The organism is Ideonella aquatica (assembly GCF_018069755.1).
Taxonomy (GTDB): domain Bacteria; phylum Pseudomonadota; class Gammaproteobacteria; order Burkholderiales; family Burkholderiaceae_C; genus Ideonella; species Ideonella aquatica.
In genome coordinates this window covers 169,370-180,323 of sequence record NZ_JAGQDE010000007.1, presented here as the reverse complement: position 1 = coordinate 180,323, position 10,954 = coordinate 169,370, and the positions used below count along the sequence as shown (strand labels likewise).

The following is a 10,954-nucleotide window of genomic DNA, read 5'->3' as shown; positions in this document are numbered from 1 at the left end:
GGATCAGGGCGCCGGCTGCTTGGTCAGCACCAGCATCACGTTGGTGTTGTCGGCCGGGTTGGCGCCGGTGCGCGTGATCACCGTCATGTCGGCGCTGATCGTGCCGGCCGGGTTGCCGTCAACCATCAGCGTATTGCCCTTGACCGTCCACTTACCCTTGACAACCTGCTCGGGCGAGGCGAAGGACTGCACGGTGTCGCCGCCGTTGATCAGTTCATTGCCCGAGGACGCGATCGTTAGCTTGTACTTGCCGGTGTCGTAGAGGCTGATCGTGCCCTGGTGCACGTAGCTGCGCACCTGCCAGGCGCCGGCGCCGCCGTGCATTTCGCTCTGGAATCCTGTCAGCGTCCAGTCGCCGACCAGATCAGCCGGGGTGGGCGCGGCGGTCACCCGGGCGGCGCGCGCCTGCAGCGCCGCCACCTGGGCAGCCAGCGCATCCACCTTGGCGCTCAGCGCCTGCAGGCGCGACGACTCGGCCTGGGCCGCGAACGGCAGAACGGCCAGTGCGGCAACCAGCACAGTGCTCGCCATCCACTGGGGGCAACGAACTTCACATCCCATGTCAACTTCCTTTCGGTGGTCGCAGCCAAACCACCCGGCCGCGTGTCACCGATGCTGACGGACCGGCCCGGGCCGACGTTTCCGGGCTAACCCTCGGCCATCCCCAGGACAGCGGATCAGGCCAGCAAGCGGCGGGCGTCCAGGTAGTCCGTCACGAAGTCGTCGAAGCTGCCCTGCTGTTCGGCCTCGATCCGGGCCTGCTCGCGCAGCGAACGGTCGGCCAGCGCGGCCCAGTGCAGCGCGCGTTCGGTGGACAGCGGTTGCGCCAGCAGCACCCGCCGGGTGGCCTGCGACAGCGCAGCGATCATCGCGGCGTACTCGCCGCGCCAGGTGTCACCGGCTTCGCGCAGCACCCGCGCCGAGGGCAGCGCGTCGGGGTGCAGCAGCCGCGACTGTGCGCCGGCCAGCGCCTGGCGGTAGGCCTGGCCGCCCAGCGCCGCGTCCATGCGGCGGGCGATCGGCTCGCAGCCTTCCAGCAGCTCGGCCGCCCACTCCACCAACACCACCTCGGCACCGCCGCGGCTCAGGCGCAGACCGGGCTCGCGGCCACGGGCGGCCACGCGCTGCTGGTTCTCGCTGAGCGCGGCGATTTCCTCCGGGCTGTCGGGCGGGCTGTCGCTGGCCAGGCAGTGCAGCAGGAACAGGTCGATCACGCGGGCGGTGTCGGGGGCGATGCCCAGCGGCTCGAAGGGATCCAGGTCCATGCAGCGCACCTCGACGTACTCGACGCCGCGCTCGCGCAGCGCATGCAGCGGCCGCTCGCCGGAATGAATGGTGCGCTTGGGGCGGATGGTGCCGTAGAACTCGTTCTCGATCTGCAGCAGGTGGGTGCTGAGCTGGCGCCAGCCGCCCTGCTCGTCGCGCAGGCCGATCGCCTGGTAGGCCGGCCAACTGCGCGTCATCGCGTCTTCCAGCGTGGCGCCGTAGCCGGCCAGACCGTTGTAGCTGACCGCCAGCGAGGCCTGGGCCTCGCTCTGGTAGCCCAGGCGGCCCATGCGCAGCGAGGTGGCGTGCGGCAGGTGCAGGGTGCCGCTGCCCAGCGGCTCCAGGCCGTGCGGCAGGCCGTCGACAAAGCTGGCGCACACCGCCGGTGACGCGCCAAACAGCCACAGCAGCAGAAAGCTGTCACGGCGGAAGTTGCGGATCAGGTGGAAGTACTCGTCATTGCCCAGCCCGGGCAGCGACCAGTTGTAGTGGATGCCCGAGATGGTCTGCATGCGCCGCCCGTAGCGGTGCGACAGGCCCTGGCGGTAGACGGTCTTGACGCGGCCGATGTGCGAGGCGCCGTACTGGCCCAGCGGAATGGCCTCCTCGCTGGGCAGGCAGCAGGGCATGCTGGAGACCCACATGCGCTCGTCGCCCAGGGCCTGGGCCACCGCCTGGTGCAGCTCGCCGAGCTGGGCGAAGGTGTCCTCGACCCGGGTGAACGCGCCGGTCACCAGCTCCAGCTGCGACTCGCTGAAATCGGTGGTGATGTGCGGGTGGGTGAGGGCCGAACCCAGCGCCAGCGGGTGCGGCGTCAGCGCCAGGCCGCCGTCGGGGGTGGTGCGCAGGCTTTCCTTCTCGATGCCGCGGCGCATGCCGACCAGTTGGTCGTCACGCCAGGCGTCGATGCGGTCATGCAGGGTCAACAGGGTCTCCTTGTCGGGCCCACCGAAGCAGCCCGGGGGCGTATTGGACGCTTTTTTCGTGATCGGCGTGCGACCGGGGCCAAGCCGGCCTCAAGTCAGGCCGCAGGGCGCCGAATCACGCAGGAACACGACTTGCATCAACCAAATCGCCCCCTCACGCGTTGTCGCCCGATGTGCCTGATCATCCACAAACCCGCCAACCGACCGGTCTGCCCGGCCTTTGTTGAGAACGCCTGGCAGCGCAATGGCCATGGCTGGGGCGTGATCACCTGGGACACCGACGGCGAGCCGCACGCCCAGCAGGGCATGCGCCTGGATGACCTGCTGCGGCAGCTGCAGGCCCTGCCCGAGGCGCAACCGGCGTTGCTGCACCTGCGGCAGGCCACGGTGGGCGCGGTGAACCTGGCGATGACCCACCCCTTTCTGGTGCGTCCGGGCCTCTGGCTGATGCACAACGGCTCGATCCGCACGCTGCGGCCCAGCCAACCGGGCCACAGCGACACCGCCGAGCTGGCCCGTCTGCTGGGCGAGCTGCTGGCCGGTCTGGACGATACCCAGGCCCGCGCCATGGTGCGCTCTGAGGCCTTCGCCCGCCTGCTGGCGCCGCTGGTCAAGGGCTCGATGGTGCTGCTGGCCGACCGCGACGGCGTGGTCCGCCTGGGCCGCGAGTGGCACCGCGTGGCCCACGACGAATGGCACCCCAGCATGCAGGGCATCGAGGTCTCGAACGCCCGCACCTGGCGGCCGCGCTGCCCGCAAGCCTGGCGCCAGGCCTGGGCCGACCTGCGCTGGCAGTTCCGCCACTGGAAGGCCCGGCTGGCGGCCTGATCAGCGCTGCTGCAGCGCCCGCGCGATGCGCTGGCGGTGCACTGTGGGCCGCGGCACCTTGCCCGGCCACTGCTCGAACCAGGCGCGCACGTCCTCGTCCAGGCCGATGCCGTGCATGAAGTTGTAGATCGCCTTCTTCAGCCCCGGCCCGAGCAGGTCATGGTCGACGCCGGTGGGGTCATGGAAGCCGACATCGTTCATCGCAAAGGGTGAATCGGGCAGTGGCTTGAGCGTCACGCCGTAATGCGCCGGATCCTGGCCCACCGGCGAATGCACGGTGCAGGCAAAGCGGTGGAAGAAGCCGCTGTGGATGCAGCCCTCGGCAAACAGCTGGCGCACCAGCTCCAGCGCGTCCACCGTGTCCTGCAGTGTCTGGGTGGGAAAGCCGTACATCAGGTAGGCGTGGACCAGCACCCCGGCGTCGGCAAAGCCCTTGGTGACGCGCGCCACCTGCTCCACCGTCACGCCCTTGGCCATCAGCGCCAGCAGGCGGTCGGAGGCCACCTCCAGGCCGCCGGTGACGGCGATGCAGCCGCTGTCGGCCAGCTGCCGGCACAGCGCGGGTGTGAAGGTCTTCTCGAAGCGGATGTTGCCCCACCAGCTGATGCCGGTGCCGCGGCGTTGCAGCTCATCGGCCAGCGCCTTCAGCGCCTTGGGCGGCGCGGCCTCGTCGACAAAGTGAAAGCCGGTCTGCCCGGTCTCGGCGACGATGGTCTCGATGCGGTCGACCAGCACCGAGGCATTGGCCGCCTCGTAGCGCGAGATGTAGTCGAGGCTGACGTCGCAGAAGCTGCACTTCTTCCAGTAGCAGCCGTGGGCCACGGTCAGCTTGTTCCAGCGCCCGTCGCTCCACAGCCGGTGCATGGGGTTGAGCATGTCCAGCAGCGACAGGTACTTGGCCAGCGGCAGGCCGTCCCAGGTGGGCGTGCCGACCTCGTCGAAGGGGATGTCGGGCTCGGGCCAGTGGATTTGGCGCACCGCCCCGTCCTCGCGCACCATGGCGCGCACCAGGCGTTCGCGCGAGCGCTGGCCCTGCAGGTGCTCGATCAGCGCCAGCAGCGGCCGCTCGCCGCCGTCCAGCGTGATCACGTCCACGTGGTCAAAGAGCCGCGGCTCGCGCAGCTGGCGCAGCTCGGTGTTGACGAAGCCGCCGCCCAGCGCCACGGTGATCGTGGCATCGTGCGCCTTGACCGCCGCGGCGATGCGCAGCGCCGCGTACAGCGCGCCCGGGAAGGGCACCGACAGCAGCAGCAGCGTGGGCTGGTGGCGCGCCAATGCCTCACGCGTCAGGCGCGCCAGCGTGCGGTCCAGCAGGTTGGGCGGTGCGGCCAGCGCCTCGGCCATGGGCTCGAAGCTGGGCTGGCTGGTGGCCAGGCGCTCGGCGTAGCGGACGAACTCGAAGCGCGGGTCCACCGCCTCGCGGATCACATCGGCCAGGTCGTTCAGGTACAGCGTGGCCAGGTGGCGTGCGCGGTCGCTGCCGCCCAGCACGCCGAAGGCCCAGCCCAGCGGGTCGCCGCTGCCATCGTCCACGTAGTGTTCCAGCGCGTCGAAGCGCGGGCCTTCGGGCAGCAGGGTGCGGGCGTTGATGCGGTGCGCCAGCGTGCTGTCGCCGCCCTGCAGGAAGCGGATCACCGGCGCGATCGTGGCGCGGTAGGCGTCGAAGTGCTGCAGGAAGTGGGCAATGACCGGGCCGGGCTTCGTCACGCGGCGGGCGTCGGCGCGCAGCGCGTCCAGGCCGTCGGGGGTGAACAGGTCCAGCACCAGCGCCAGCGCCAGGTCCTCCTGCACCGCGTCGATGCCGCGCGAGCGCAGGAAGCCGGTCAGGTAGGCGGTGGACGGGTAGGGCGTGTTGAGCTGCGTCATCGGCGGGATGACGCTGAGAACGCGGACCGGCGTGGCCGTCATGGCCGGGGCTCCAGCCAGGGTGACCAGGTGGGCAGCTCGATCGGCCCCAGCGCGCGGCCGTGTTCGTAGGTGGCGGCCAGGCGGAAGGGGTGGCGCGCGCTGCTGTTGTCGTAGACGCGGGTCGAATCGGCCCGCTGGGCGGCCTGGGCCAGCAGGCTCCACAACCGCTGGTGGCGCTCGCGCACCCGCTCTTCGGGCACCGAGTGGCCGCCCTGCGCCGAGCGCAGCTTCACCCGCGCCACGCTCAGTTCCACCGGCACCAGCACCACGTGCAGGTGGACCAGGTAGCCGCGCGCCTGGGCGTCCTGCACCAGGGCCAGCTTGGACGGGTGGGAGAAGACGGTCTCGGCCACGAAGGACAGGCCTTGCGCCAGCGCCTGCTGGCGGGCCTGCGCGGCCAGTGCGGCGGCCTCGTGGCCATGCGCCTCTTCGTCACCCGGCCAGTGCTGGCGCGCCAGCACGTCGGCATTGATGAAGGGCAGGCGCGTGATGGGTGACAGCACGCGCTCGAACAAGGTGGTCTTGCCGGCGCCATTGGGGCCGGCGATCAGCTGCAGCAGCGGCATTCACTCGACGATGCGCAGCTGGCCGTCGGCGTCGAGTTCGGCGTAGCGGTGGCCCTCCTGGGCGAAATCGCGCGCCAGGTCCAGCCGCGCCAGCTGCGCCGCCAGCTGCTCCTCCCAGGTGGCGCGCACCACGGCCTGTTCCTGCAGCTGCAGCGCGTCGTACGAGGCCTGGCCGCGCAGCACCGCCTGCACCTGGGCCACCGAGACGCCGGGGCTGCGTTCCAGCTCGCGGCCCAGCCGGGCCCAGTGGCTGACCTGCTCGGCCACGCTGCGGCTCATGGTCTGGGCGGCCTCGCGGGCGGCGGCGGCCAGTTCACGGTCCAGGCGGATGGGGGCGGCGGCAGTGGCCATGGTGGGCTCCAGAAGGACGAGTAGCAATATGCTACAGCAATCCGGCCGACTGCATCAGAACAAGGACGGCTGGTCCGGGTGGGGCGTCAGGCGCGCCTGCTCCAAGGTCAGCAGCTGCAGCTTGGTGCGGGTGCCGCCCGGTGCCGAGAAGCCGCCCGCCCCGCCCTGGGCCGCCAGGATGCGATGGCAGGGCACGAAGGGCGCGAAGGGGTTGGCGCCCAGCGCCTGACCCACGGCCCGGGCGGCGCCGGGCTCGCCCAGGTCCAGCGCCAGCTCGCCGTAGGTGCGCGTGCGGCCGGGCGGGATGGCCCGGGCCAGCGCCCAGACGCGGCGGTGGAACTCGGGCGCATCCTCATCGGCCAGTGGGATGTCGGCCAGGTCGTCGGCGGCGCCGGCCATCACCGCGCGCAGGCGGGTGATCCAGGTCTGGGCGACAGCCGGCACGTCGCTGGCCGGGCCCTCGCCGTGGCGGCGGCGCATGCGCGCCGGCAGGCCATCGCCGGGCAGCAGGCTGCCGGCCAGGCGCGCTTGTGCATCCCAGGCCAGGGCGCAGACGCCGACCGGCGTTTCGAATGCGACCCAGCCCGTTTCGATCACTGTGCCTGGAAGCCAGTAGCCTTGATGATCTTCGACCAGGTCGCGGTGTAGGCCGCCTCGGTCTTGCCCAGTTGCTCGCCACTCATGTGGCCCACCGTCAGGCCCATCGCGGTCAGGCGATCGTGTACCGCCGGCTTGGCCACCGCCTTGGCCAGCGCGGCCGAGAGCTGGTCCAGCGTGGCCTTGGGCGTGCCGGTGGGCGCCCAGATGCCGTAGTAGGGCAGGTCCTCGAAGCCGGCGAGGCCCAGCTCCTTGAAGGTGGGCACGTCGGGCAGCACGGCCTGGCGCTTGTCGCCGATCACCGCCACCATCCGCAGCTTGCCAGCCTTGTGGTTCTCGATGAAGTCGGGCACCGAGCCCACACCGGCGGCGATCTGGTTGCCCAGCATGTCGGCCATCATCGGTGCGCTGCCGCGGTAGGGCGCGGCCACCAGGTCGAGCTTGTTGCGCTCGCCCAGCACCTTGACCAGGAACTCGGGCACCGAGCCCGGCGCCGGCACGCCCACCACGCCCTTGCCGCCCTGCGGGCCACGCAGCCACGCCAGGTACTCGGTGTAGCTCTTGGCCGGCGTGCCGCCCGAGACCGCCAGGCCGTTGACGAAGGTGGCGAAGCCGGCCACCGGCACGAAGTCCTTGGCCGGATCGAAGCCGGGCGTCTTCATCGTCTGCGGAATGATCGAGATGCTGTGGTCGTGGCTGAGGAACAGCGTCGTGCCATCGGCCGGTGCGGCCTTCAGCGCCTGTGCCGCCAGCTGGCCACCGGCGCCGGCCTTGTTCTCGACGATGACGGTGGCGCCCAGTTCGTCCTTCAGGTGCTCGGCCAGCAGCCGGGCGATGGCGTCGGTGCCGCCGCCGGGCGGAAAGCCCACCAGCAGCTTGATGGTCTTGCCATCGGCGTGGGCCAGGCCGGCGGCGCACAGCGCGGCGGTGGCGAGCAGGGTGCGGACGAGGCCGCGGCGGGAGGAAACAGGAGGCATGGCGGACTTTCTGCTGGAGGAGAGGGGGCGGGCCAGGCCGCCGGTCGAGGGCCAGAATACCGCAGCTGGCGGCAACAGCCTCAGCCGGGCTGACGGGGTCGCTACACTCGACCAGGGCGCACCAGACTGACCGCTTCGCCGGCTTCAGCGCAGGTGCCGTGATGCCTGGCACCTTCCGTCTTCCTCGATGGATGCCCGGCGGCAGAACAAGACATCCAGGAGGATTCCCATGCTCACCATTGTTCTCAGCGCGGCGGTCGCCACGGCCCTGGCCCAACAGCCCTTGCCATCGGCCGCTGCAGCACCCCAGGCGGCAGCCCGGTTCGCGGCCATGCCCCCGAGCCGGGTGATGGCCGAGTTGCAACGGCCCGCGGCACCCCCCAAGCTGCCAACCGACGCGGTGGACAGGGATGTCGAGCCGCCCATCCTGTCGCAGTTCGAATCCAAGACCACCGTGAACGCCGGTGGCCTGATGACGATCAAGCTGCAGGTCAGTGACGACCTCTCGGGCATCGCAAGCATTTATGCGCGCGCGGTCGGACCCGGCGCGAACATCTGGGTCGAGCTGAGGCCGTCCTTCCCCCGCACCACCTTTTCCGGCAAGATCGTCGCCAAGGTCAGCGAGTACACCACCCCAGGGACCTACACGTTCGATCGCGTCGACCTCTACGACGGCGCAGGGAGCGGCCGGTACTACGGCGCCGCAGCCTTGGCAGCCATGGGCAACACCCAGGTGGTGGTCCGAAATACCCATGGCAGCGATGGCATCCCACCGACGCTGAACCGTGGCCAGATCCTGACCCCCGAACTGTCGGTCAGCGCCTACCAGCCAGGCACCATCCAAGCGGCCGTGGCCGGGGTGATGCTGGCGGTCACCGACACAGGCGAGACGCGCGTCTCGGGCGCCAAGCAGATCAGCGTCGAGTTCTGCAAGTTGGACCAGAGCAAATGCTTCGACGTGAGCGGGTACGCCGGTCTTGAAGGCCGCACCAGCCATGACTTCGAAGCGGGCGGCCGACCGGCCTGGCGTGGCGCGACGGCGGGCAATTACTACCCGATGTGGGTCACGATGTTGGATTGGGCAGGCAATACCGTGATTCTCAAGGGCACACGCTTTGGGGGCAGTACCGACTTCTCCACGCTGTTCGTCAACGGTGATCAGATCACCTTGACGCCCTGAGGCGCAGCGCCGCCGCCTGCGACGACAATCGGGCGGCGCATGAACCCTCCTCTCCTTCGCCTGCCCGACGCCCGCCACGCCCCCCGCGTGCCGGCCCACATCACCCCCGAGCAGCTGGAGCGTGTTCGCCAGGGGGCCTACAACCTGCCCCAGGTCGTCAAGCCGGCCGACTTTGTCGACGAAGCGACGCCCGGCCTGGAACGCCTCCTGGACGAGCGCGGCCTGATCCTGCTGCAAAAGGCCGTGCAGCACCAACGGCCCAGCCGCTGGATCGCGCCGGGCCTGATCGACGCCGCGCTGCGCCACCTGGACGAGGTGGGTGTGGGCCGCGAGACCCGTGGCCCGATGCTGGAGCGCCACGCCACGCTGGAGGCGCTGGGCATCACCCGCGACACCGCGCGCGGCCAGGGCGAGGGCTGGGAGCGCCTGTACCGCGCGCCGCTGCCGCTGCGCTGGGCGGCCTGGAGCAAGCCAGGCACACTGCAGATCGCTTACCGCGCGCCGGTGGACGCCGAGATGGTCTGGGCCTTCTTCCGCCACGGCGACAAGCGCGCGCTGCTGGGCGGCCTGGCCGATGCGCCGCCCTGCCCCCACGCCGCCGAGGTGGCCGCCCACATCGACAGCCTGGCCGAGCGCAGCGCCTGGTGCGACGAGGGCGCGATGGACACGCTGCTGCCACGGCTGCAGGCCGAGCTCTCCCGCGCCGGCAGTGCCGATGAACTCAAGGCCGCCTGCACCCGCGCCCAGGACCGCTGGGAGCGCCAGGTGGGCGAGCAGCAGACCCTGTCCAGCCTGACCCACGAGCTGGCCTTCCAGGGCTACCCCGACAGCTTCCCGCTGGCGCGGCAGTTGAAGCGCAAGGTCACGCTCTACGTGGGCCCGCCCAACAGCGGCAAGACCCACGCCGCCTTCGAGAAACTGGCCGGCGCGCTGGACGGTGCCTACCTGGCGCCGCTGCGCCTGCTGGCGCTGGAGGGGCGCGATCGCCTGGTGGCGCGCGGCGTGCCCTGCAGCCTGCTGACCGGCGAAGAGAACCAGCCCGCCGACGGCGCGCGGGTGGTCAGCAGCACGATCGAGATGGTGGGCACCCGCGAGGTGCTGGACGTGGCGGTGATCGACGAGGCGCAGATGATCTTCGACGCGTCACGTGGCTGGGCCTGGACCCAGGCCATCGTCGGCGTGCCGGCGCGCGAGGTGATCGTGATCTGCTCGGCCTATGCGGTGCCGGCCATCGAGACCCTGCTGGGCCTGTGCGGCGAGGCGGTGGAGGTGCGCCAGTTCCAGCGCAAGCAGCATGTGCAGCTGCTGCCCGGCCCGGTGGCCCTGCCTACGCTGAAGAAGGGCGATGCGGTGGTGGCCTTCAGCCGCCGCGACGTGCTGATGCTGCGCGACCAGATCGCCGCCAACGGCCACCCGGTCAGCGTGATCTACGGCGCGCTGCCGCCCGAGGTGCGCCGGCGCGAGGCCGAGCGCTTCGCCGGTGGCGAGTCGCACATCCTGGTGGCCACCGACGCCATTGGCATGGGCCTGAACCTGCCGATCCGGCGCGTGCTGTTCAGCACCATGGTCAAGTTCGACGGCGTGGGTGACCGCGCGCTGACCGAGTCCGAGGTGCACCAGATCGCCGGCCGTGCCGGCCGCTACGGCATCCACGAGGAAGGCTTCACCGGCGTGCTGCACGAGGCCGAGCCCGGCGCCGCGCGCGCACTGAAGGAACTGCTGCCGCGCCCGCCGCGCGCGCCGCGCCACTTCAAGGCGCCGGTGGCGCCGAACTGGTGGCATGTCAGCACGATCTCGCAGCGCCTGGGCAAGTCGCGGCTGCACGAGGTGCTGAGCGTGTTCATGGACCAGCTGGCGCTGGACAACGCCCACTTCGAGGTGGCCGAGCTCGAGCAGATGCTGGACCTGGCGGTGGAGCTCGATGCCCAGGCCGGCAGCCTGAGCCTGAAGGAGCGCTTCATCTATGCCCAGGCCCCGGTGGACACCCGCACCGAGCACCTGCTGCAGGACTTCTACAGCTGGGCCCACCAGCACGCCGCCACCGGCCAGGCCGGCCGTCCGGTGTTCCTGGACATGGTCGACAGCCACAGCCGACTGGAGCGGATGGAGCAGGCGCTGCGCGCCTGCACGCTGTGGCTGTGGCTGGACCTGCGCTTCCCCGGCGTCTACGGCCACCTGGACGAGGTGTTGGGGCTGCGCGAGGTGCTCAATGACGGCATTGAGCGCCAGCTCAAGGCGAAGCGGCCGCTGTGGCAGGCCCGGCAGCGGCGCGGTGCGCCGCGCCGCTGACACGACCGTCGACGCACTCCTCAGTTGGGTGGATGCGCGCGCGAGCGCACCGGCCTAGTCTGGCGT

10 protein-coding genes are annotated in these 10,954 nt (G+C 70.9%); 3 read left to right on the top strand and 7 right to left on the bottom strand.

Going from position 1 to position 10,954, the window contains the following annotated elements:
- Positions 1 to 3 precede the first annotated feature (3 nt).
- Together KAK06_RS10435 and gshA are read right to left on the bottom strand one after the other, a co-directional pair.
- Positions 4 to 531 (bottom strand): hypothetical protein, encoded by a 528-nt coding sequence (locus KAK06_RS10435; RefSeq protein WP_210802000.1) that lies wholly within the window; start codon positions 529 to 531, stop codon positions 4 to 6.
- A 146-nt stretch (positions 532 to 677) separates the two neighbouring features.
- Positions 678 to 2,195: a glutamate--cysteine ligase gene (gshA, locus tag KAK06_RS10430; RefSeq protein ID WP_375140886.1), complete on the bottom strand. Its 1,518-nt coding sequence runs from the start codon at positions 2,193 to 2,195 to the stop codon at positions 678 to 680.
- Between the two features lie 168 nt (positions 2,196 to 2,363).
- Between gshA and KAK06_RS10425 the strand changes: the two genes are divergently transcribed.
- On the top strand, positions 2,364 to 3,020 hold the full coding sequence (locus KAK06_RS10425) for a class II glutamine amidotransferase (protein WP_210801998.1): 657 nt from the start codon (positions 2,364 to 2,366) through the stop codon (positions 3,018 to 3,020).
- On the opposite strand, the gene KAK06_RS10420 is transcribed toward KAK06_RS10425, so the two are convergent.
- The 5 genes from KAK06_RS10420 to KAK06_RS24135 are packed head-to-tail and all read right to left on the bottom strand — an operon-like array spanning position 3,021 to position 7,419.
- Positions 3,021 to 4,928, bottom strand: coding sequence for a B12-binding domain-containing radical SAM protein (locus KAK06_RS10420; RefSeq protein ID WP_210801996.1), 1,908 nt, complete (start codon positions 4,926 to 4,928; stop codon positions 3,021 to 3,023).
- Positions 4,925 to 5,494, bottom strand: a complete 570-nt coding sequence (locus KAK06_RS10415; RefSeq protein ID WP_210801994.1) for an ATPase — start codon at positions 5,492 to 5,494, stop codon at positions 4,925 to 4,927. The genes KAK06_RS10420 and KAK06_RS10415 overlap by 4 nt, the downstream gene beginning before the upstream one ends.
- Entirely contained in the window at positions 5,495 to 5,845 is a 351-nt protein-coding gene (locus KAK06_RS10410) for a TA system antitoxin ParD family protein (protein WP_210801992.1), read from the bottom strand. It lies immediately after the preceding gene.
- Positions 5,846 to 5,899: 54 nt separating this feature from the next.
- Complete coding sequence (locus KAK06_RS24140) at positions 5,900 to 6,442, bottom strand: methylated-DNA--[protein]-cysteine S-methyltransferase (RefSeq protein ID WP_310741065.1); 543 nt, start codon at positions 6,440 to 6,442, stop codon at positions 5,900 to 5,902.
- Entirely contained in the window at positions 6,439 to 7,419 is a 981-nt protein-coding gene (locus tag KAK06_RS24135; protein ID WP_247652773.1) for a Bug family tripartite tricarboxylate transporter substrate binding protein, read from the bottom strand. Before KAK06_RS24135 ends, KAK06_RS24140 begins: the two co-directional genes overlap by 4 nt.
- 229 nt (positions 7,420 to 7,648) lie before the next feature.
- Here KAK06_RS24135 and KAK06_RS24130 point away from each other — a divergent pair, with 229 nt between their 5' ends.
- Together KAK06_RS24130 and KAK06_RS10400 are read left to right on the top strand one after the other, a co-directional pair.
- Positions 7,649 to 8,599, top strand: coding sequence for a hypothetical protein (locus KAK06_RS24130; RefSeq protein WP_247652772.1), 951 nt, complete (start codon positions 7,649 to 7,651; stop codon positions 8,597 to 8,599).
- A 39-nt stretch (positions 8,600 to 8,638) separates the two neighbouring features.
- The gene (locus KAK06_RS10400) at positions 8,639 to 10,888 is read left to right on the top strand and encodes a helicase-related protein (RefSeq protein WP_210801990.1); all 2,250 of its coding nucleotides are present in this window, start codon (positions 8,639 to 8,641) and stop codon (positions 10,886 to 10,888) included.
- Positions 10,889 to 10,954: the final 66 nt, after the last annotated feature.